This is a genomic window from Nocardia sp. NPDC004860 (genome assembly GCF_040609015.1).
Taxonomy (GTDB): Bacteria; Actinomycetota; Actinomycetes; order Mycobacteriales; family Mycobacteriaceae; genus Nocardia.
Genome location: NZ_JBEXJI010000023.1, coordinates 38,206 through 58,889 on the forward strand (window position 1 = coordinate 38,206; position 20,684 = coordinate 58,889).

Sequence of the window (20,684 nt, forward strand, 5' to 3'; positions counted from 1 at the left end):
TCCGTCCCCATGATCGCACACGCCCGGATCGGACGTGTCTCAGCGGCTTCTCAGCGACTGCCGGGCAGACTCCCCCGTGTCCGGTAACCGACTGTTCGAAAGGGATCCGCATGTCCGCGGCGCAACCGCATACGAACTACAAGCTCCCCCAGGTCACCGCCCTGTTCTGGGTGCTGAAGATCGCGGCGACCACGCTCGGCGAGACCGGTGGGGATCTGCTGGCCCAGACCCTGAACCTCGGCTATGCGGCGGCGTCGACGCTGTTCCTGGGTATCTTCGCCGTCAGCCTGGTCGCCCAGTTGCGGGCCCGCCAGTTCCATCCCGCGCTGTACTGGACCGTGATCGCCGCGACCAGCACGGCCGGCACCACCATCTCCGATTTCCTCAATCGCGGACCGGGTTCGGGCACCTCCACCGACGGCGGCCTGGGCTACGGCGCGGGCGCGGCCGTCCTGATCACAGGCCTGGCCGTCGTCTTCGTCATCTGGAAACTCAGCGGCCAGACCTACGACGTCACCGGAATCACCAACGCGCGTGGCGAACTGCTGTATTGGACGGCCATTCTGCTGTCCAACACACTGGGTACCTCCCTGGGCGACTACCTCTCCGACAGTTCCGGACTCGGCTACGGCGGGGGCGCGCTGCTCATCGCCGCGGTCATGGCCGCTCTGCTTGCCGCCCATTATCTGACCCGAATCTCGGGGGTCCTGCTGTTCTGGCTTGCGTTCATCCTCACCCGTCCGCTCGGTGCGACGGTGGGCGATCTGCTGTCCAAATCGCACGACAAGGGCGGGCTCGGTTTCGGCACCTGGGGCACCACCGCAGTTCTGGTGATCATTCTCGTCGTAGGAATCTTTTACAGCTACAAGAGAATACGCACCGAAACCGGGGTCCGACAGGATCGAGCGGACGTAGCCGCCGTCGAAGCGGAGCGCGCGGCCGGTGGTCTCCGACGCGAAGGGTGAGCCGAGGTAGCCCGGCACTGCCGTCGCCGCCGAGTCTATGGTCGCGGCAGGAGCCGACGGTGTACCAGCCGCGCGTCGGCGAGGCGACATCGGAGGGCGAATGGGTACCGGGAGCGAAACGAGCGGACGGCACAAGGACGCCAATGCCACCCGTTCGGCCCTGCTGGCCGCGGCGCGGGAGGTGTTCGCCGAGAAGGGGTTCGAGGGCACGACCGTGCGGGAGATCGCGGCGCGGGCCGGAGCGAATCAGGCACTGCTGTTCCGGTACTTCGGGAACAAGGACGAGCTGTTCCGGGCGGTCGTCGCGGATCGCGGACATCGGGTGCTGTCGGAAAGCCCCGCGGACGAGCTGCTCGGCCGACTGCTGGCTGGAATGTTGAATACCGCGGCGGATCAACAGCTTTGGCTGCAGGCCGCGCTGCGATCGAGCGGACACGCCAGCGGCGTGTCCGTGATCCGGCGGGAGCTGGACGAACGATACGTGCGGGCACTCTCCGAACTCGGCGACGGCCCGGACGCCGAGTTGCGGGCCGATCTGGTGGTGGCCTGGCTGCTGGGAATCGGCCTGCTGCGATCGGTCTACCACTGGGAGCCGCTGGCAAGCGCCGACCCGGCCGATGTGGCCGATCATGTTCTGCGTTCAGCACGTGTCCTTCTGGAGCGGGTGAGCACGAATTTCCCTCCGTCATAACGGAAATCGAGCGTTGACGGTTCGATGGCGCACTCCTACGATCGACCGCTGTAAGCATTTGCTTACACCAGAAGGAGTTTCGCGTGTCCACACCTACCGAAGTCCGCCACTACCCGTTCGGCGATCCGGTCCGGCTCGATCCGCATCCGACGGCGTTGAAACTGCTCCGCGAGGAACCGATTTCCCGTGTCCGGCTGCCCTACGGCGGCGAGGCCTGGCTCGTCACCCGCTACGCGGACGTGCGCTCGGTGCTCAGCGATCCCCGGTTCGGCCGCGCCGCCACGGTCGGCCGCGAGGATGTGCCGCGGGTGCGCGAGACACCGGCCATGCCGAACATTCCGACCAGCATGGACCCGCCGGAGCTGACCCGGCTCCGCAAGCTGACCATGACCGCGTTCACCACCCGTCGCGTGCAGGAACTGCGCCCGCGCACCGAGGAGATCGTCGAGGACATGCTGACGGCCATGGCCGCGGCCGGCTCACCCGCCGACCTGGTGGAGGCGCTGGCGCTCCCGGTGCCGGTCACCGTCATCTGTGAAATGCTCGGCGTGCCACCGCAGGACCAGCATCGTTTCCGCGACTTCTCCGACGCGATCATGTCGACGACCGCCGTCCCCGATGAGGAGCGGGTGGCCGCGTTGGCCGCCGTCGCCGAATACCTGACCGAGCAGATCGCCGAGCGACGCGCGCACCCCACCGATGATCTGCTCGGCGCACTCGTGGCGGCCCGCGACAACGATGACCGGCTCAGCGAGGACGAACTGATCACGCTCGGCCTCACCCTGCTGGTCGCCGGTCACGAGACCACCGCCAATCAGATCGCCAATTTCGTCTATGTCCTGCTCACCGCGGGCGAATGGGACCGGCTGCGTGCGGATCCCGATCTCGTCCCGGCCGCCGTCGAGGAGCTGCTCCGCTACATCCAGCTCGGCAATGGCGGCGCGTTCCCGCGCATCGCCGTCGAGGATGTCGAACTGTCGGGCACGCTCATTCGCGCGGGCGAGGCCGTCTTCGTGGATCTGGCGATCGCGAACCGCGACGAGACGGTCTTCCCGGATCCGGACACCATGGACCTGACCCGACATCACAACTCGCACTTGGCCTTCGGCCACGGCTTTCATCACTGCGTGGGCGCGCAACTGGCCCGCCTCGAACTGCACGTGACGCTGACCGCCCTGTTGCGCCGCTTCCCGAACCTGCGTCTGGCGGTTCCGGCCGACGAGGTGGAGTGGAAGACGGGCATGCTGCTGCGCGGCCCGAAAGCGCTTCCGGTCGTCTGGTAGCGCCCGGCCGTGGGCGGCCCAGTCGGCGAGCCGCCCACGGCGAAACCTACGCGTTCGCCGGAAGATCCGTCCCCGCACCACGTTTGCGCACCGCGACCAGGTCGTGGCGCGCCGGCGGCAGGGTCTGCTCCTGCGCACCCTCGATGGTGAACCCGGCATCGGTGATCATCTGCCGGTCGTCGGCTCCGGGCTGCCCCTCGCTGGTGAGGTAATCGCCCAGAAAGATCGAATTGGCCAGGTGCAGCGCCAGCGGTTGCAGGCTGCGCAGGTGGAGCTCACGGCCACCGGCCAGCCGCACCTCCACGTCGGGGAAGAAGAAGCGGAACAGCGCCAGGATGCGCAGGCAGCGGTCGGGTGTCAGCTCCCACTGTCCCGCCAATGGCGTTCCATCGAACGGGATCAGAAAGTTGACCGGCACCGAGTCCGGGTCCAGCGCCCGCAGCGCGAAGGCCAGATCGACGATGTCCTCGTCCGACTCCCCCATGCCGAAAATCGCTCCGGAACAAGGTGACAGCCCGGCCGCGCTCGCCCGCAGCACGGTGTCGACGCGATCGTCGAAGGTGTGCGTACTGCAGATGTCGGCATAGCGCGCCTCGGAGGTATTGAGGTTGTGGCTGTAGGCGTGGGCCCCGGCCGCCGCGAGCCGCTCGGCCTGCCCCTCCCCCAATAGGCCCAGGCACACGCAGATCTCCGTCTGCGGATGGTCGGCCGTGATGGCGGCGATGGTCTGCTCGATTCTGGTCAGATCCCGTTCGCCGGGCCCGCGCCCGCTGGCGACCAGGCACACTCGTTTGGCCCCGCCCGCAATCGCCTGCCCGGCGACCCGCGCGGCCTGCTCGGGCGTGATCCAGGAGTACTTCAGCACATCGGATGCCGAGCCCAGCCGCTGCGAGCAGTACCCGCAGTCCTCCGGGCACAGGCCGCTCTTCATATTGACGATCGTGTTGAGTTTGACACGCGCGCCGAAGAATTCGTGTCGCACCCGCGAGCCCGCCGCCACGACGTCGATGAGCGGTTGCGCGCCGCTCAGCAACGCCAGCGCCTCCACCCGGGTCGGGGCCGCTCGGCGTAACGCCTTGTCCACCAACAGATTCAACAGTCCATCAGTCATGCCAAGGCAATCTACCTCGAGCTTGAACACCGTTCAAGTATTGGTTTGACGTGGCCATATGTAATAGCCAACAGTCCGAGACCGGTGAAGTTTGCCGAATATTCACAGGCCGAGTGGCCCCGCGAGCTGTCGCGGCGCATGGTCGGGCATTTCGTGGAGACCGCGGTCCCGTGCGGGACGCTGCCGGGCGACGCGCTGCGTGCGGTGATCAGCGAGCACCACACCGCCGTGCACACGTCGACCTCGGCCCTGCTCGGCGGCCACAGCACCGCCGGCGACGGCCTCCGGGATCGCGCCGGATATCAACTGCGCCAACAGTTTCAGCTGCCGAGCCGCAACCCATTTGATGGACTGCGAGAACGCACCGAGTCCGCAGTCACGATCTACCAAGGCGCCCGTTCTCGGCGTTTGGAGCAGTATGCGCAACTTCAGCAGCAGTACAACGAGCTTGATGGTCCCTCGGCACCTTGCGTGATACACGACGATGCATGGCAAGGAAATCTTGTGATACCGCCCTCGGGTTCCCACCGTTTTCGACCTCGACAACGTATCGGTTGGTCGGCGTGAGTGGGATCTCGTCCAACTGGCGGTGGACTACACCGACTTCCGGCGGATCACCGACTGCCGGTATCAAAGCTTTTTCGACGCTTACGGCGGCTACGACGTAACCAAATGGCCGGGTTATCGATTACTCGCCGACATCCCGCATGGCACCGAAGCCATGGACCTGACGAGCGCTCTGAGCCCGAACCGTGTCCGCCCGCCGGACCACCACCGAGTCCACACCCACCCACCGCGCCGACAATGCTGCCGCTACCCCGCGAGAGGAGTATGCCCCGCTACGGTATAGCGATCGATAACGCGAATACACAGCTCGGACCTTTCATCGAAGGAGCGGGGAATGGCCGCGATACCGAATGACTATCGCAATCGGCCGGTGGCCGTGATCGGCGCGGGAACGCTGGGCCGGCGCATTGCGCTGATGTTCGCCACGCGGGGCGGCACCGTGCTCATCACCGATCCGAACGGGACGCAGGGGACGCAGGCCGCCGGGTATGCGACCGGCGAATTGCCCGCGGTGGCCGCCCACATCGACGGCGGCACGCCGGGGATCGTGAGTTATGTGCCGGACCTGGCCGACGCGGTGGCGGAGGCGTGGCTGGTGGTGGAGGCGGTGCCGGAGCGGCTCGACCTCAAGAAGTCGATCTTCGGTCAGCTCGACCAACTGTGCGCGGCCGATGCGGTCGTCTCGTCGAATTCGTCGTCGTATGCGAGCAGGCTGTTCACCGAGGGGCTTTCGACCCGCGACCGCATGCTCAATACGCATTTCTATATGCCGCCCGCGTCGACGACGCTCGATGTGATGTCCGATGGCGATACCGCGCCCGAGATCATCGACTTCGTCATGTCGACGTTCCCCGAATACGGTCTGCATCCTTTCCTGTGCCGTAAGGAGAGCACCGGCTTCATCTTCAATCGGATCTGGGCGGCGCTGAAACGCGAATCGCTCGATGTCGTCTACGAGGGCGTCTCGACCCCGCAGGATGTCGATGCCATGTTCAAGCTGAATTTCGGCACCAACGCGGGTCCGTTCCGGATGATGGACAGCGTCGGCCTCGATGTGGTGCTCGATATCGAAGAGCATTACGCCCAGGAGAATCCGCATCTACCCGAGGGCCCGCGCATTCTGCTGAAGCGCTATATCGCCGACGGCAAGCTGGGCGTGAAATCCGGTGCCGGCTTCTACGACGACTACCCCGACCCGAATCGGCTCTGACGGCAGGAGGCCGCGATGAAACATCTGCTCGCACTCGACCTCAAAGCCCGTGCCATGCACGCGATCTCGCTCGACGGGGGTGATGTGCGCACCCTGATCACCGGGTTGGACGCCTACCCCGACGGCGTCGCCGTCGATCAGGATCGCGGGCACGTGTACTGGACCAGCATGGGCGCACCCGACCTACGTCCGACGCCCGGCACGGAACCCGTGTTCTTCCACCGGACCGGCATGCTCGAACGCGCCGACCTCGACGGCGGCAATCGCACGGTGATCGTCCCGCCCGGTGCGTTCACCACCGGCAAGCAGCTCACCGCCGATTTCGACACCGGCCACCTGTACTGGTGCGACCGCGAGGGCATGCAGGTCCTCACCTGCAATCTCGCCGGGGGCGAGCTGCGCCCGCTGGTGGTCACCGGTGAAGGCCCCGAAGACGCTGTGCACTCTCGGAATTGGCCGGTCGGCATCTGCCTGGACCTCGACCGCCGCCACCTCTACTGGACCCAGAAGGGCGCACCGAAGGCCGGTGAGGGCCGCATCTTCCGCGCGCCACTGGAGCTCCCCACCGGTACCTCCCCCGCGGCCCGCACCGATATCGAGGTGCTCTGGCACGACCTCCCCGAACCGATCGACCTGGCACTGTCCGGCGACGGGAACCTGCTGTGGACCGACCGCGGCGCGGAACCCGCGGGCAACACCCTCAACCGCGCCTCGGTCGACCCGGTTCCGGGACCGGTGACCATCCTGTCCAGCGGCTACCGCGAGGCCATCGGCGTGGTGGCGATCAGCGAATCCCGGTTCTACGTCAGCGATCTCGGCGGTGCGATCCGCCTCGTCGACCTCGACGACGGCATCGACACCGAAATCGCCCGCCCCGGTGGCGCGCTCACCGGACTGGCACTGGCAGAACTCTGAGCGAGGGACCCGAGCACCGCGTCGAGAACGCCGGGGAATCGTTCGTCGATGTCGGCCCGGCGCAGGGTCATGTAGCGGGCCTTGCCGTCGACGCGGGTGACGGTGAGGCCGGCCTCGCGCAGGGTGCGCCAATGGTTCGACAGGGTCGATCTCGCGATTACGAGATGGTCGGGGCTGCAGGAGATTTCGCCGTGGACGGCCATCAAGCGCACCAGTTCCATCCGGACCGGGTCCCCCAGGGCGTGCAGCACCGTCACCAGGTTCAGGTCCGCGGTATTCGGCTGGGTCAGCGGCGGCATCGGGTTCCTCGTTCGGTTGACATGACCGGGGCACCAGCTTACGTTCGTTTCGTTAATTCGGAAATATCGAAATGAGTTCGCAGTGACTGTCCTCAGCACCCTGGCCCGCGTCTACGTCGACGATCTGGACGCCGCATTGCCCACATTCACCGCGCTCACCGGTGAGCAGCCCCGACTCCGCTTCGCCTACCGCGAGCTGGAACTGGCCGGCATCGGCGCCTACCTGCTCATCGCCGGAACCCCGGAAGCCCTTGCCCCCTACCGGGAAACACACGCCACCGCGATAGTGGACGACCTGGACGAGGTGCTCACGATCGTCACCACCCTCGGCGGCGACATCCTCGACGGTCCGAACGACGTTCCCACCGGCCGCAATCTGACGGTGCGGCACCCCGGCGGCGCACGCATCGAATACGTCGAATTCGATACGGCCAAGGTCGAATCCGTCGCGAGCTGACGACGGCAGGCTCCCTGCCGCGGCGATCAGGCGCCGACCCGATCCGACTACACCATGGTGTCCCCCACCGGGAGGCCGAAAGCGTGGTTTCCGTACATGACGTAGGCACGTTCGGGGTCATTGGCCGCGTGGACGCGTCCGGCATGGGCATCGCGCCAGAGGCGTTGCAGCGGGGTGTCGTCGGCGAGGGCGCCGGCCCCGGCGGCCTCGAAGAGCCGGTCGATGGCGGCGATGGCGCGGGCGGTGGCGCGGACCTGGTCGCGGCGGGCGCGGGCGCGCAGGGCGAGCGGGATGTCTCCGCCGGCCCGGAGCCGGGCGTACTCGTCGGCGACATTGCCGGACAACTGCCGCCACGCGGCATCGATATCGCTGGCGGATTCGGCGATGCGGATCTTGCCGAAGGGGTCGTCCTTGGCGTGCTCGCCGGCGTACGCGGCCCGGATCCGCTTGCCCTGATGCTCGACATGGGCCGCGTAGGCGCCGTAGGCCATGCCGACGATCGGCGTGGCGATGGTAGTGGGATGGATTGTCCCCCAGGGCATTTTGTAGACCGGCTCCGAATTTCGCTGCAGCCCGGGCGATGTCAGCGAGTTCATGACGCCGAAACTCAGGAAGCGGTGCCGCGGAACGAAGACGTCCTCGACGACCACCGTATTGGATCCGGTGCCCCGCAGACCGACCACGTTCCACACGTCGTCGACGGTGTAGTCGCTGCGCGGGATGAGGAAGGAGCCGAAATCGACAGGCTTGCCGTTCTGGAGCACCGGCCCGCCGACGAAGACCCAGTCGGCGTGGTCCACCCCGGAGGACCACGCCCACGAACCGCTGACCAGATAGCCGCCGTCCACCACGGCGCCGGCGCCCATCGGCGCGTACGACGACGCGATCCGCGCATCGCTGTCGTGGCCCCAGACATCGTCCTGCGCACGCTGATCGAACAGTGCCAGGTGCCAGTTGTGAATCCCCAGGATCCCCGCCACCCAGCCGGTGGATCCACAGGCGCTCGCCAGGGTGCGCACGGTGTCGTAGAAGACCACCGGATCGGCGGCGCATCCGCCCCATTGCCGCGGCTGCATCAGGGTGAAGAACCCCGCCTCCCGCAGATCCTCGATCGACTCGTCGGGAATGCGCCGCAGCGCCTCGGTCCGCTGGGCGCGCTCGCGCAGGGTCGGCACCAAAGCCTCGACGCGCTCGGTGATTTCACGGGTCATCTTGCCGGGTTCTCCTGACCGGTCGGGTGGCGAACGCACACTCTCCGCCACATATCTAGAACACGTTCCAGTCACTATTGAGCAGCTCCAGGTCCGCGACAAGCGGACGGAAATCCCTAAAAGAAGAGTCTTTCGACCATTTTCTGGATGACCTCACCGATCGGAAGCTGACACCGATCTGAAACTGGTTCTAGACCTAGGAGGGTGCAATGGCGACGACGTCACACGGGTTCGGCAGAAAGATCCGGGACATCGACGTGGGTACGATGCCCACCCGCTATGCCCGCGGCTGGCACTGCCTGGGCCTGGCGGACGCTTTCCGGGACGGGAAACCCCACTCGGTCAATGCCTTCGGCACCAAGCTGGCCGTCTGGGCCGACGATACCGGCGAGCTGCGGGTGCTGGACGCCTACTGCCGCCACCTCGGTGGCGACCTGTCGACGGGCACGGTCAAGGACGGCCGGATCGCCTGCCCGTTCCACGACTGGCGCTGGGACGGCCACGGCCGCTGCACCGACATTCCCTATGCGCGGCGGGTACCCCCGCTGGCCCGCACCCGCGCGTGGACCACGCTCGAGCGCAACGGCCAGCTCTTCGTCTGGCACGACCACGAGGGCAACCCGCCACCGGACGAGGTCACCATCCCGATCATCCGGGGACCGTACACCGACGCCGAAGGCAACCCCGCGGCATTGCTTTCCCCCGACTGGACCCCGTGGACCTGGCGCTCGATCCTCATCGAGGGCTCCAACTGCCGCGAGATCATCGACAACATCGTGGACATGGCCCACTTCTTCTACATCCACTACGCGTTCCCGACCTTTTTCAAGAACGTCTTCGAGGGCCATGTCGCGACGCAGTACCTCGAGACCAAGGGCCGCCCGGACGTCGGCATGGCGACCAAGTACCGCGGAGACACGCTGCTGAAATCGGAGGCCTCGTACTTCGGGCCTGCCTACATGATCAATCCACTGCTCAATGTCTACAGCGGTTACGAGGTCCGCAGCGTCCTGGTCAACTGTCACTACCCGGTCACCCAGCACTCGTTCGTCCTGCAGTACGGCATCACGATGGAGAGGCCCACCGGCGTACCGGCGGACACCGCGAACCGCCTGGCGGACAGGATGACCGAGGGCATCGGCGAGGGCTTCCTGCAGGACGTGGAGATCTGGAAGCACAAGTCCAAGATCGAGAACCCACTGCTCTGCGACGAGGACGGCCCGGTCTACCAGCTGCGCCGCTGGTACGAGCAGTTCTATGTCGACGTCGCCGACGTCGATCCGAAGTCGGTGCGGCGCTTCGAGTTCGAAGTCGACACCTCGCGGGCCAACGAGGTCTGGGAGGTCGAGGTCGCCGAGAACCTGCGCCGGCGCGATGTGACCACGGCCACCGCACCCTAGCCCGGTTCGAGGACGATCCCGGTTCGAAGGTCACCGGCTGCGCGGCCCAAGGTCCTCGATCGCTCGTCGAAGGTCATCGGCCCGGCCCGCGGGTATTCACCGGCAACCCTGCGGCTCACTACCGTCCGCAGGGTGACCGCCCTTTCCCCGAAAACCCCGCCGCTACCCGAGATCACGCGACCCCATCCCGTGCGGCACGCACCAAAGGGGTCGTTTCTCTACAAGATGGTCACCACGACCGACCCGAAGGTACTGGGGCAGATGTACCTGGTGACCTCGATGGCGTTCTTCATGATCGCCGGGCTGATGGCGTTGATCATGCGCGCGGAGCTGGCGCAGCCGGGCATGCAGTTCCTGTCGCCGGAACAGTTCAATCAGCTGTTCACCATGCACGGCACGATCATGCTGCTGTTCTACGCGACCGCCATCATCTTCGGATTCGCGAATATCCTGCTGCCCTTGCAGATCGGCGCGCCCGATGTCGCGTTTCCCCGGCTCAATGCGCTCAGCTACTGGTTGTATCTGTTCGGCGCGACCATGGCGACCGCAGGCTTCGTCACCCCTGGCGGTGCGGCCGATTTCGGCTGGACCGCGTATGTGCCGCTGTCGGACATCATCCACTCCCCCGGCGTCGGCGCGGACCTGTGGATTCTGGGGGTGGGCGTCTCGGGCCTGGGAACCATTCTGGGCGCGGTCAATATGCTCACCACCGTCGTGTGCCTGCGCTGCCCGGGCATGACCATGTTCCGGCTGCCCATCTTCACCTGGAACGTCGTCGTCGCGAGTTTCCTTGTGCTGCTGGTGTTCCCGCTGCTGACCGCGGCCGCCCTGGCGCTGTACTACGACCGGCACCTCGGCGGGCACATCTACGATCCGGCCAGCGGCGGAACCATGCTGTTCCAGCATCTGTTCTGGTACTTCGGCCACCCCGAGGTGTACGTGATCGCGCTGCCGTTCTTCGGCATCGTGTCGGAGATCTTCCCGGTGTTCAGCCGTAAACCGCTGTTCGGCTACACCGGCATGGTCTACGCGACACTGGGCATCGCGGCGCTGTCCATCGCGGTGTGGGCGCACCACATGTACGCCACGGGAGCCGTTCTGCTGCCGTACTTCTCGTTCATGACCTTCCTCATCGCGGTGCCGACCGGCGTGAAGTTCTTCAACTGGATCGGGACCATGTGGAAGGGGCAGCTCACCTTCGAGAGCCCGATGCTGTTCTCGCTGGGCTTCCTGGTGACCTTCCTGTTCGGCGGCCTGTCCGGCGTCATCCTGGCCTCACCGCCACTCGATTTCCATTTGTCCGACACCTATTTCGTGGTCGCGCACTTCCACTACACCCTGTTCGGCACGGTCGTGTTCGCCACCTTCGCGGGCATCTACTTCTGGTTCCCCAAGATCACCGGCCGTATGCTCGACGAACGCCTCGCGAAGTGGCACTTCTGGACCACGTTCCTCGGTTTCCATCTGACGTTCCTGGCCCAGCACTGGCTCGGCAACATGGGCATGCCGCGTCGCTACGCCGACTACCTGCCCTCCGACGGCTTCACCCTGCTGAACCAGGTCTCCACCATCGGCGCGTTCCTGCTCGGCGCGTCGATGCTGCCGTTCCTGTGGAACGTCTTCAAGTCCTACCGCTACGGCGAGGTCGTGACCGTGGACGACCCGTGGGGCTACGGCAACTCCCTCGAATGGGCGACCTCCTGCCCGCCGCCGCGGCACAACTTCTACGAGCTCCCGCGCATCCGCTCCGAGCGACCCGCCTTCGAACTCCACTACCCGCACATGATCGACCGCATGCGCGCCGAGGCCCATGTCGGCTGGGGCGCGACCGCCCATCACGTCACCGAGACCACGCCCGCGGAGGCGAAATGACCAGGCCCCAGCAACTCTCGACCTTCCGAATTCCCCGCCTGCCCTATGGCGTCCTGGTCATGCTGACCGGATTGACGCTGATCGGCGGCCTGATCCTGCTGACCCACCTCGCCCAGGGTCGCTGACCCCGATCGTGCGGACGCTGACTCCCCTTGCAGCCGTTCGCACTCCGGTGAGGCCGCGCCCCCGCCCGCGCGGCCTCACCGACCTTTACGCGAGCGTTCGCGCCCGCGGATTCAGCCGGCTCCGCTTGACGCCAGGGCCGAGTGGGGCCATCACGCCAGAAGCGTGCTGCTCGAGATCGCTTGTGATGCAGCCTCTCCGGCACATGGAGCCGGAGCGAGTCTGTCGTGGCGGGTGCGGCCCGGCCCGGAACTATATGTAGCGCAACGCATTCCGGGCGGATCATCTTCGAAACCACAGGAATCCAGGCCGAGTCGGCATACGTATGAACCGATAAACATCCGGGAACAGCAATCAAACCTGCACCGAAACGCAAAACGAATACTCGACAACCGATTTCGAATCATTCGTCCAGTTATTGCACGGTCATTCGACCAGTTGAACACTTGAGATCAATTGACTAAAAAGCACATTGGTCAGACAATGGCTTCCGCGCTTTATCTGTTCACTTTTCGAACATCCACTGGCTTCGAAACATTGGGCTCGACGCCACGGGTCGGCTCCAGGATTTCCCGAACCTGGCTGTGCCAGGGTTGGTTATCCTTCAGGAGGATTCGTGTTCAGGAAGCGCATTGTGCCCGCACTGCTTGCGGCCGCAGCTTTCATCGGCGTGACGACGGCGGCCGTTGTCACCTCACCCACCGCGCAGGCGGTGACGACCGTGCCCGTGTTCGATCACATCGTGCTGGTGATGTTCGAGAACCACTCGTACTCGCAGATCAACGGCAGTTCCAGCGCGCCGTACTTCAACAGCCTGGCCGGCCAGGGTGCGAAATTCACCCAGTCCTTCGGGGTCACTCACCCGAGTGAGCCCAACTATCTGGCGATGTTCTCGGGGTCGACCCAGGGCATCACCGACGACAGCTGCCCGCACACCTTCAGCGGCAACAACATTGCCAACCAGCTGATCACCGCCGGCAAGAGCTTCAAGAGCTACTCCGAGAGCATGCCCTCGGACGGCTACACCGGCTGCACCAGCGGCCAGTACGCGCGCAAGCACAACGCCGCGCCGTTCTTCAGCAACGTGCCCGCGACCAGCAACCTCATGTACAGCGACTTCCCGAACTCGTCGAACTACGCGAGCCTGCCGACGGTCTCGTACATCGCGCCCAACCTGTGCAACGACATGCACGACTGTTCGATCGGCACCGGTGACACCTGGCTGAAGAACAACATGGATGCCTACGCGCAGTGGGCCAAGACGCACAACAGCCTGCTCATCGTCACCTTCGACGAGGACAACGGCAGTTCGTCGAACCACATCTTCACCACGTTCGTCGGCGCGCACACCCAGGTCGGCAGCTTCTCCAACCAGATCAACCACTACAACGTCCTGAGCACCATCGAGAGTGCGTACGGGTTGTCCCACCTGAACTCGGCCGCCGAGATCACCAACGTGTGGAACTGACCATTCGCGGTTGTCCGCGACTGATCGGTAGCTGGTAATCACCCCGCTCGCGGGCATGCCGACGGCGTGTCCGCGAGCGGCTCCCGCAACACACTGAGGTGGCACACCCATGTACCTGTCCACGATCGACCGTCCGCACGCCGGGGACGACGGCGCGAAACCATCGCGCAGGAAAGTGTTCTTCCTGTTGAGCGGCAACGTGTTCGCGCTCGGCACGGTCAGCCTGGTCACCGACATCTCTTCGGAAATGATGACCGCGGTCCTACCGGTGTACCTGGTCGTCGCGCTGCACCTGAGCCCGGCCGTCTACGGCGTCGTCGACGGCGCCTACACCGGGGCGACGGCGCTGCTGCGGCTGGTCGGCGGATACATCGCAGATTCGACGCGCCGCCGCAAGTTGATCGCCGGCCTGGGCTACGGGTTGTCGGCGGTGGCCAAACTCGGGCTGCTGGCCGTGGGCAGTGCCGTCGGCGCGATCGGCGCGGTGATCGCGATCGACCGCGCCGGCAAGGGCCTGCGCACGGCGCCACGTGACGCACTGATCACCCTGTCCACCCCGCCGCAACTGTACGGCCGGGCATTCGGCGTGCACCGGACGATGGACACGATCGGGGCGTTCACCGGGCCGCTGGTCGCGCTCGGCATCCTCGCCGCAACCGCGCAGGCCTATGACGCGGTGTTCGTCGCCAGCTTCTGCATCGCCGCGTTCGGTGTCCTCGTCCTGGTGTTGTTCGTTCGGGATCACCGCGACGAACAGCCACCCAAGGGCACGGTGTCGGTCTCGGCGCTGGGCGGCCTCATCGCGATGGCGCCGGTGCGACGATTGGTACTGGCCGCGTGCCTGGCCGGGATGGTGACCATCGGCGACGGCTTCGTCTACCTCCTGCTGCAACACCGGGAACACCTGAGCGTCAACTGGTTTCCGTTGCTGGCCGTCGGCACGAACCTGTCCTATCTGCTGCTGGCCACGCCGCTCGGCATGCTCGCCGACAAGATCGGCCGGCTGAAGGTGGTGCTCGGCGGCTACACCGCGCTGGTGCTGGTGTATCTGATGTTGTTCGGGCCGTTCGGTGGCACTGCTCTCCTCCTGGTGGTGCTCGCCCTCTACGGCCTGTTCTACGCGGCCACCGACGGGGTACTCATCGCGCTGGCCGGCCCGGTCCTGCCAGAATCCCTGCGTACCACGGGAATCGCACTGATCCAGACCGGACAGGCGCTGTCCTACCTGGTGTCCTCGGTGCTGTTCGGGCTGGCCTGGACGGTGTGGGGACCGGCGAGCGCGAGCCGGGTCGCCGCGGTTCTGGTCGCGGTGGCTGTGCTCATTCTCGGCCTCCTGCTGCGCGGCATCCCGGCCACGAACACCGACGCTTCCGGCACCGGCGACCTCGCCGAGGAGCACGCATGACTCGGCGAATGTTGCTCGCACTGCTCGGGTCCGTGCTCCTGACCGCCGTCGCGGTCGGTTACGGAGTGTTCGTGACGACCCGCACGCCACCGGCGGTATCGGCGTCCGACGCGCTGAGTCTCACCGGCGGGCCACGAATTCTGTTCCGCAGCACCGCACCCGACAGCAAGGGCCGCCTGGCGATGGTGGCCACGGACGATCCGGGCGGACCACGCTCGGTATCCGCGCTCGACTGCCTGCGGGTCCACGCGGCGGGCGGAACCGGCGTCTGTCTACGGCAGGACGGCGCGCTCTCCACCTTCCAGGCCGCCATCCTCGACAGCACACTCACTGTGAAGCGGGAGATCCCGCTGGTCGGCGTGCCCAACCGCACCCGGGTATCCGGGGACGGGCGGCTGGTGGCCTGGACGGTATTCGTGGCGGGCGACTCGTACAACAACGGACGGTTCTCCACCCGCGCCGGACTGATCGACCTCGACACCGGGGACATGATCGACTCGCTGGAATTCCTCCCGGTGACCCTGGACGGCCGTCCCTACACCGCGGCCGATCTCAACTTCTGGGGTATCACGTTCGCCGCCGACGACAACACCTTCTACGCCACGATGGCCACCGACGGACGCCGGTTCCTCGTGCAAGGTGATATCGCGGCGAAGAGCATTCGCACCATCGCGCAGAACGTGGAGTGCCCATCGCTGTCCCCGGACGGCCGGCGGATCGCCTTCAAGTCGGCGATCGACGGGAACCCCGAGAAGGGCTGGCGGCTGTCCGTACTGGATCTGGCCTCGGGCGCGCGGACCCCGCTGGCCGAAACCCGCAGCGTGGACGACCAGCCGGCCTGGCTGGATTCGAACACGATCGGTTACGCCATTGCGCGGGGCACCGATTCGGATATCTGGGCGGTCCCGGCCGACGGCTCGGGCAGTTCGCGGCTACTCATCCCGCACGCCGAATCCCCGGCGGCACTCGGCTGACCAGAAATGCAGAAGTCCTGACGGGCAGAATTCATTTCGGAAAGACAAGAATTCCTGATGCAGTCATTGGATGACAACGAATCCGGCCGAAACAATTCCAGCGCAACCGGACCCGCCGGTACGCCTGACACCGATGCCACCGAATTCCTCGACCTTCGGCAGAAATTGCCGCATCTCACGGTCCGCGACGCGCGCCGGCATCTGCCCCACGCCGCGGCCGCCGCGGCGCTGATCGCGCTCCTCATCGGAGGGTCCGTATTGGCAACGGATTCGCGGCGAAACGAAAGGGCGAGCAATGTTCTGGCGTCGTCGGATGTCTCCGAGACGTCGAACGAGGCGGATTCGACCACCCAGGTCGGAGCCATCAGCGATGTCGCCGACGTATCGGAAACCCCGAATGATGTAGACGTTCCGGATGACACCGCGGCAACGGACACCCTCGGCAGCGAGGCAGCCCCTGCGACCGACCCGGCCACCGGTGAGTCGACCGAGCCCACCGCGAGCGATCCGGCCACGACGATCACCGATACCCCGACCTCCACCCCGGCACCCGGTCCATCCTTCACCGCGAGTATCAGTGCGAGCGCGGGTTTTTCGGTGCAGGTCGCCCCACCATCGGACGCGAGCCAGATTGTTCAGCCCGGCGTGAGCCCCAGCCAGGATCCCATCACCACAACCACCGTTCCGATGGTCGTCGCCCCCTTCAGTACCACCGCCCTGTCGACGAGTCCCTCGCCGACCGAGACGACGACAACAACGGTCATCCCGACGACAACGCAAGCGGTCCCGACAACCACGACGTCCCTCCCGACAACCACGACGTCCATTCCGGTAACCACGACGTCTATCGGTGGGACGACGACACCGGCAAGCGCCGGGCAGACGACACCGTCCGGCAAGCCGACAACCACAACGGACCGACGCACTCCGACGGCACCGCCAACCACTAAGACGACCGGGCGGAAGCCGGCACCACCACCGTCCGAGCCGACGATTGCGCACCCACCGACCACGACTCCGCGTCACCCGGCGGCGCCCAAGCCCACGAAGCCGAACCCCACGACGTCTGCGCCCGTCCCGGCCAAGTAACCCGGATGGAAGACCCACTGCGACAGTGCATTTCGAGGGCCGATGACGAATTCCTCTCCACCTGGCCCGCGCGGCCGGGGTGCGATGACAGCACTCCCGGCGCTGCTGGTGACCACGATCGCGGCAATCCTCTCGGGATGCGGCGCATCGAATCGAACTCCCGATCCGGTGCCGCCCGGTGCGGGTGAGCCGGTACCGGCGATTCGCCTCGACGCGGTCGAACAGCCGCTCGACCAGCTTCGTGACTGGGCTCGAGCGCGGTCCGAGGAATACGGAATTCCCGTGCGCGCGCTGCAGGCTTACGGATATGCGACGGTGGTGATGTCGAAGGCGCAGCCCGGATGCCATCTCGGGTGGGTCACCCTGGCTGGAATCGCCCGTGTGGAAAGCGATCACGCCCGTTTCGGCGGTGCCACCATTGCCGCCGACGGTCTGGTGCGGCCACCGATCCGCGGAATCGCCCTGGACGGCACCGGCGGCAACGCCCGGATCGTCGACCCCACCGCCACGGCCCGGGCCGGGCACACGGTGTATGCCCGCGCAATGGGTCCGTTCCAGTTCATCCCCGACACCTGGAAGCGCTGGGGCGTGCGCGCCGGCACCGACTACCACACCCTCGCCAGCACCCTGCAGAGCGGCAAACCAGCGGCCACCAGCGATCTTTCGGGTAGCCCGGACGATATCGACGACGCGGCCCTGGCCGCGGGCCGCTACCTGTGCGCGGCCGGCGGCGACCTGGCCACCGCCCGTGGCTGGCGCCGAGCCATCCTGGCCTACAACCACTCCGCCGTCTACGTCGACCAAGTACGCAACGCCGCAACCGGTTACCAGCAGCGGTGAGGCCAATCGCTCTGTCTCACATTCGCCGGTGCCGCCTCGATTGCCGCGCCACGCGTGGCCCACCGGAGTTGATACAGAGCCTAGGACGACTGGACAAACCCTCCGGACACCCTCCGATATCCATCTGTTCGGCGGCGTGATCCTGCTGACGCGTCTCGCGCAGGGCCACTGACCAGTACCGCTCCCCGATCGTGCGCACGCTGACTCTCCTTGCCGCCGTTCGCGCTCCGGTGAGGTCGCTCCACCGCCCCGCGCGGCCTCATCGGTGCATTCCCGAGCTTCTCTGTCAGCGGTTTCAGCGCCGCCGGGCCGCGCTCGGCGACAGCGCCGACAGGTAGGGTGCGACCAGTTCCGTTGCGGCCGTGACAGTCCGGTCGGCATCCTGGCCACTCTCGAGCATGCGCGAAGCCGCATGCACGATGCCGTCGATGAGTCCGGCGGTGGCGGCCGGGTCGGCCGCACCGGCCGTCTCGAGCGCGGCGATCAGCGGGGTGCGGAGCTCGTCGTGCAGTTCGCGGCTGTAGGCGGCGATATCGTCGTCGATGATCGTGGTGAGCACGCGGGCCAGGGCGTGCTCACCGCTCGCGACCAATTCCAGGTTGGCGCGGACGTATTCGAGAACTTGATCGGCCGGGCCGGACGCGGCCGCCATCCGCTCCGCCACCCGTCGCGCCCACTGCGGGAAGGTGTCGGCCAGCAGCTCGGCGAGCAGCTGGTCGCGGGAGGAGAAGTACTGGTAGATGCTGGGCCGGGCGAGCCCGGCGCGCGCCGCCACCTCGGTGAGAGTGGGCGGGCGGGCCGGGTCCTCGGTGAGGATGGCGCGCGCGGCGTCGAGCAGGGCGCGGCGTTGCGCCTCGCGATGTTCGGCGAGCGTGGCGGCTTGGATCCTCGGCACCTGATCTCCTCGTAGGGGGTTACCCGCTCAGTCTCCCATCCACCAGGGTGAGCACCCGATCGCAGTGGCCGAGGATGTCGTGATCGTGGGTGACCATGATGGTGGCCACCTTCCGCTCGCGGGTCTGCCGGGCCAGCAGCTCGATCACCTCGTGGCTACGGGCGCGATCCAGCGCCGCGGTCGGCTCGTCCACCAGCAGCAGCGTCGGGTCGGTCGCGAGCGCGCGGGCGATACCGACGCGCTGGCGTTCCCCGCCGGAGAGCTGATGCGGCCGCCGCACCGCCTTCGCGGCCATGCCGACGGCGGCGAGCAGGGCATCCGGATCCGCTGGGCCGCTCGAAGCCGGTGCGGTGCCGCGCTTCCGCCCGCCGGTGCGATCGAGCAGCCGCACCTGGTCGCGGGCGGTCAGCGCGGGAATCAGATTCCCGGTCTGGAACACGAACCCGATGTGCTCGCGGCGGAATCGCGCCAACTGCCGCCGGGGCAGGGTCGTCATCTCGGTGCCGTGCACCAGCACCTGCCCGGTGTCGGGCCGGGCCAGCCCGCCCGCGACCGCGAGCAGCGTGGATTTGCCCGATCCGGACGGTCCCACGACGGCCAGCAGCTCGCCCGCCCGCACGGTCAGGTCGATGCGGTCCAGGGCCGCCACGGCATGGTCGCCGCTGCCGAAGGTCAGCGAGACATCGCTGAGCGAGATGCCCTGGCGGACAATCGATTCGATGCTCATCGCTGCGCCCCCAGAGCCTCGAGCGGGTCGACCCGCGTGACGCGCAACGTGGTCAGCGCCGCGCCCACCATGCCCATCACGATCAGCAGTACCGCACCGACCGCGACCGCGCCGGGTTCGAGCGCGAAGGGCATGCCGCCGACGAACCGGCTGCCGCCCACTCCCACGCCGACCCCGGCGGCCGTCGCGGCGACGAGCACGATCGCGGCCTGGATCAGGCTGTCGCGCAACAGATATCCGGTGGAGACACCCAGCGCCCGCAGCACCGCCAGCTCGTGGGTGCGCTGAACCGTCCAGACCATGAAGAACGCGCCGACCACCAGGGCCGAGATGGCGTAGAGGAAGACCCGGATCAGGGTCATGGTCGACATTTCGGCCGAGTAGCCGGGAGAAGCATCGAAGGAGGCCGACAGCGTCATGGCGTGCGTGCCCGCGGCGCGATCTCCGGCCGCCAGATCGATGCCGCCGGGCCGCGCACGCAGCGCCACGGCATTGGCCTCGTGATAGATCTCCGGCCGGGCGATGTCGCCGGGCCGCAGTCCGGCGTGGATCTCCTGCCAGAGTCGCAGCGGCACATAGGCGACGTTCACGTGCCCGAAGGTGCGCTGTTCGGCGGTCGCGCCGACGACCCGCAGGGAGGTGCCGATGCGGTCGATGATCACCACATCGCCGATGCGGACGCCCTTGTCGAGGGTGGTCGGGCTGACCACGATGCCGTCCGGCGCCCCGAGCCCGGACCCCTCTGCCGGGCTCGGGGCCAGAAACGACCCCGGCTCGACCCCGAACAGCGCGAGATCGATCGCGACCCCGTTGCCGGTCTTCGCATTGACCAGCGTGTTTCCGAACAGCGCCGCATCGGCGACATCGCCGCGCTCGCGCCAGGCCGCGACCTGTCCGTCGTCGACCGTGCTGCGGGTGAAGGCCGATTCGGTCTCCGTCTTCGGCGCGAAGGCGAAGGCGTCCACGGGCATGGCCTTCAATCCCGAGACACCGTCGTCGACCAGGCCCGACGACAGGCCCGCCAACATCACGATGAGCACCGCGATCAGGGCGACGACCGCGGCCATCAACCCGAATCTCGCTCGCGCGAACCACAGTTCGCGCACCGCCAGGAACATCCGAACTCCCTTGTCCGGCGCCGGGCACTTTTACCGACGCACCGTCGGGATGTTACCGACAGTG

General features: G+C 66.7%; 21 protein-coding genes. 15 read left to right on the plus strand and 6 right to left on the minus strand.

The features are described 5' to 3' along the window. Window positions 1-110 precede the first annotated feature (110 nt). From ABZV44_RS32200 to ABZV44_RS32210, 3 genes are all read left to right on the plus strand, one after another. The gene (locus tag ABZV44_RS32200; protein WP_354844581.1) at window positions 111-965 is read left to right on the plus strand and encodes a hypothetical protein; all 855 of its coding nucleotides are present in this window, start codon (window positions 111-113) and stop codon (window positions 963-965) included. Window positions 966-1,065: 100 nt separating this feature from the next. Beyond that, a complete protein-coding gene (locus ABZV44_RS32205) occupies window positions 1,066-1,656 on the plus strand; it encodes a TetR family transcriptional regulator (protein WP_354844583.1) in 591 nt (196 codons plus the stop codon). Window positions 1,657-1,739: 83 nt separating this feature from the next. Continuing rightward, window positions 1,740-2,939: a cytochrome P450 gene (locus ABZV44_RS32210; RefSeq protein ID WP_354844586.1), complete on the plus strand. Its 1,200-nt coding sequence runs from the start codon at window positions 1,740-1,742 to the stop codon at window positions 2,937-2,939. A gap of 46 nt (window positions 2,940-2,985) precedes the next feature. Here the strand turns inward: ABZV44_RS32210 and bioB are convergent, their stop codons facing one another. Beyond that, window positions 2,986-4,050 (minus strand): biotin synthase BioB, encoded by a 1,065-nt coding sequence (gene bioB, locus ABZV44_RS32215; protein ID WP_354844589.1) that lies wholly within the window; start codon window positions 4,048-4,050, stop codon window positions 2,986-2,988. Window positions 4,051-4,134: 84 nt separating this feature from the next. Between bioB and ABZV44_RS32220 the strand changes: the two genes are divergently transcribed. The 3 genes from ABZV44_RS32220 (at window position 4,135) to ABZV44_RS32230 (ending at window position 6,742) form a co-directional block, all read left to right on the plus strand. After that, window positions 4,135-4,617 carry a hypothetical protein gene (locus tag ABZV44_RS32220; protein WP_354844591.1) on the plus strand — a complete coding sequence of 161 codons (483 nt, stop codon included), beginning with the start codon at window positions 4,135-4,137 and terminating at the stop codon, window positions 4,615-4,617. A 334-nt stretch (window positions 4,618-4,951) separates the two neighbouring features. Next, on the plus strand, window positions 4,952-5,827 hold the full coding sequence (locus ABZV44_RS32225) for a 3-hydroxyacyl-CoA dehydrogenase NAD-binding domain-containing protein (protein WP_354844593.1): 876 nt from the start codon (window positions 4,952-4,954) through the stop codon (window positions 5,825-5,827). Window positions 5,828-5,842: 15 nt separating this feature from the next. Beyond that, on the plus strand, window positions 5,843-6,742 hold the full coding sequence (locus ABZV44_RS32230) for a hypothetical protein (protein WP_354844596.1): 900 nt from the start codon (window positions 5,843-5,845) through the stop codon (window positions 6,740-6,742). Here ABZV44_RS32230 and ABZV44_RS32235 read toward each other — a convergent pair. After that, window positions 6,628-7,041, minus strand: a complete 414-nt coding sequence (locus ABZV44_RS32235) for a helix-turn-helix transcriptional regulator (RefSeq protein ID WP_354844599.1) — start codon at window positions 7,039-7,041, stop codon at window positions 6,628-6,630. The two genes, ABZV44_RS32230 and ABZV44_RS32235, sit on opposite strands and share 115 nt — an antisense overlap. A gap of 82 nt (window positions 7,042-7,123) precedes the next feature. Between ABZV44_RS32235 and ABZV44_RS32240 the strand changes: the two genes are divergently transcribed. Further along, complete coding sequence (locus ABZV44_RS32240; RefSeq protein ID WP_354844602.1) at window positions 7,124-7,498, plus strand: VOC family protein; 375 nt, start codon at window positions 7,124-7,126, stop codon at window positions 7,496-7,498. Window positions 7,499-7,545: 47 nt separating this feature from the next. Here the strand turns inward: ABZV44_RS32240 and hsaA are convergent, their stop codons facing one another. Further along, on the minus strand, window positions 7,546-8,709 hold the full coding sequence (gene hsaA / locus ABZV44_RS32245; protein ID WP_354844605.1) for a 3-hydroxy-9,10-secoandrosta-1,3,5(10)-triene-9,17-dione monooxygenase oxygenase subunit: 1,164 nt from the start codon (window positions 8,707-8,709) through the stop codon (window positions 7,546-7,548). Between the two features lie 209 nt (window positions 8,710-8,918). On the opposite strand from hsaA, the gene ABZV44_RS32250 reads away from it, so the two are divergent. The 8 genes from ABZV44_RS32250 to ABZV44_RS32285 all read left to right on the plus strand — a co-directional run bounded on the left by ABZV44_RS32250 (window position 8,919) and on the right by ABZV44_RS32285 (window position 17,880). Beyond that, window positions 8,919-10,109, plus strand: a complete 1,191-nt coding sequence (locus ABZV44_RS32250) for a Rieske 2Fe-2S domain-containing protein (RefSeq protein WP_354844608.1) — start codon at window positions 8,919-8,921, stop codon at window positions 10,107-10,109. Between the two features lie 132 nt (window positions 10,110-10,241). Next, window positions 10,242-11,981, plus strand: a complete 1,740-nt coding sequence (gene ctaD / locus ABZV44_RS32255; protein ID WP_354844611.1) for a cytochrome c oxidase subunit I — start codon at window positions 10,242-10,244, stop codon at window positions 11,979-11,981. Beyond that, entirely contained in the window at window positions 11,978-12,106 is a 129-nt protein-coding gene (locus ABZV44_RS32260; RefSeq protein ID WP_354844614.1) for a hypothetical protein, read from the plus strand. The genes ctaD and ABZV44_RS32260 overlap by 4 nt, the downstream gene beginning before the upstream one ends. Window positions 12,107-12,720: 614 nt before the next feature. After that, the gene (locus tag ABZV44_RS32265) at window positions 12,721-13,572 is read left to right on the plus strand and encodes an alkaline phosphatase family protein (protein WP_354844617.1); all 852 of its coding nucleotides are present in this window, start codon (window positions 12,721-12,723) and stop codon (window positions 13,570-13,572) included. Between the two features lie 109 nt (window positions 13,573-13,681). Beyond that, complete coding sequence (locus tag ABZV44_RS32270; RefSeq protein ID WP_354844620.1) at window positions 13,682-14,977, plus strand: MFS transporter; 1,296 nt, start codon at window positions 13,682-13,684, stop codon at window positions 14,975-14,977. Further along, window positions 14,974-15,951 (plus strand): hypothetical protein, encoded by a 978-nt coding sequence (locus tag ABZV44_RS32275; protein WP_354844633.1) that lies wholly within the window; start codon window positions 14,974-14,976, stop codon window positions 15,949-15,951. The genes ABZV44_RS32270 and ABZV44_RS32275 overlap by 4 nt, the downstream gene beginning before the upstream one ends. A 57-nt stretch (window positions 15,952-16,008) precedes the next feature. Then, window positions 16,009-17,040, plus strand: coding sequence for a hypothetical protein (locus tag ABZV44_RS32280; RefSeq protein WP_354844636.1), 1,032 nt, complete (start codon window positions 16,009-16,011; stop codon window positions 17,038-17,040). Window positions 17,041-17,124: 84 nt separating this feature from the next. Further along, a complete protein-coding gene (locus ABZV44_RS32285; protein WP_354844639.1) occupies window positions 17,125-17,880 on the plus strand; it encodes a murein transglycosylase in 756 nt (251 codons plus the stop codon). 295 nt (window positions 17,881-18,175) lie between these two features. Here ABZV44_RS32285 and ABZV44_RS32290 read toward each other — a convergent pair whose 3' ends face one another. From ABZV44_RS32290 to ABZV44_RS32300, 3 genes are read right to left on the minus strand one after another with little or no spacing between them, the layout of a single operon-like run. Then, window positions 18,176-18,775: a helix-turn-helix domain-containing protein gene (locus tag ABZV44_RS32290; protein WP_354844642.1), complete on the minus strand. Its 600-nt coding sequence runs from the start codon at window positions 18,773-18,775 to the stop codon at window positions 18,176-18,178. Between the two features lie 19 nt (window positions 18,776-18,794). Then, window positions 18,795-19,502 carry an ABC transporter ATP-binding protein gene (locus ABZV44_RS32295; RefSeq protein WP_354844645.1) on the minus strand — a complete coding sequence of 236 codons (708 nt, stop codon included), beginning with the start codon at window positions 19,500-19,502 and terminating at the stop codon, window positions 18,795-18,797. Continuing rightward, on the minus strand, window positions 19,499-20,620 hold the full coding sequence (locus tag ABZV44_RS32300) for an ABC transporter permease (RefSeq protein WP_354844647.1): 1,122 nt from the start codon (window positions 20,618-20,620) through the stop codon (window positions 19,499-19,501). Before ABZV44_RS32300 ends, ABZV44_RS32295 begins: the two co-directional genes overlap by 4 nt. Window positions 20,621-20,684 lie beyond the last annotated feature (64 nt).

What these genes read in the sequence shown, in the direction of transcription:
- ABZV44_RS32275 (WP_354844633.1), top strand. Translation starts at nt 14,974, where the DNA reads ATGACTCGGCGAATGTTGCTCGCACTGCTCGGGTCCGTGCTCCTGACC.
- ABZV44_RS32260 (WP_354844614.1), top strand. Translation starts at nt 11,978, where the DNA reads ATGACCAGGCCCCAGCAACTCTCGACCTTCCGAATTCCCCGCCTGCCC.
- ABZV44_RS32250 (WP_354844608.1), top strand. Translation starts at nt 8,919, where the DNA reads ATGGCGACGACGTCACACGGGTTCGGCAGAAAGATCCGGGACATCGAC.
- hsaA (WP_354844605.1), bottom strand. Translation starts at nt 8,709, where the DNA reads ATGACCCGTGAAATCACCGAGCGCGTCGAGGCTTTGGTGCCGACCCTG.
- ABZV44_RS32205 (WP_354844583.1), top strand. Translation starts at nt 1,066, where the DNA reads ATGGGTACCGGGAGCGAAACGAGCGGACGGCACAAGGACGCCAATGCC.
- ABZV44_RS32200 (WP_354844581.1), top strand. Translation starts at nt 111, where the DNA reads ATGTCCGCGGCGCAACCGCATACGAACTACAAGCTCCCCCAGGTCACC.
- ABZV44_RS32270 (WP_354844620.1), top strand. Translation starts at nt 13,682, where the DNA reads ATGTACCTGTCCACGATCGACCGTCCGCACGCCGGGGACGACGGCGCG.
- ABZV44_RS32230 (WP_354844596.1), top strand. Translation starts at nt 5,843, where the DNA reads ATGAAACATCTGCTCGCACTCGACCTCAAAGCCCGTGCCATGCACGCG.
- ABZV44_RS32300 (WP_354844647.1), bottom strand. Translation starts at nt 20,620, where the DNA reads ATGTTCCTGGCGGTGCGCGAACTGTGGTTCGCGCGAGCGAGATTCGGG.
- ABZV44_RS32235 (WP_354844599.1), bottom strand. Translation starts at nt 7,041, where the DNA reads ATGCCGCCGCTGACCCAGCCGAATACCGCGGACCTGAACCTGGTGACG.
- ABZV44_RS32225 (WP_354844593.1), top strand. Translation starts at nt 4,952, where the DNA reads ATGGCCGCGATACCGAATGACTATCGCAATCGGCCGGTGGCCGTGATC.
- ABZV44_RS32280 (WP_354844636.1), top strand. Translation starts at nt 16,009, where the DNA reads ATGCAGTCATTGGATGACAACGAATCCGGCCGAAACAATTCCAGCGCA.
- ABZV44_RS32285 (WP_354844639.1), top strand. Translation starts at nt 17,125, where the DNA reads ATGACAGCACTCCCGGCGCTGCTGGTGACCACGATCGCGGCAATCCTC.
- bioB (WP_354844589.1), bottom strand. Translation starts at nt 4,050, where the DNA reads ATGACTGATGGACTGTTGAATCTGTTGGTGGACAAGGCGTTACGCCGA.
- ABZV44_RS32295 (WP_354844645.1), bottom strand. Translation starts at nt 19,502, where the DNA reads ATGAGCATCGAATCGATTGTCCGCCAGGGCATCTCGCTCAGCGATGTC.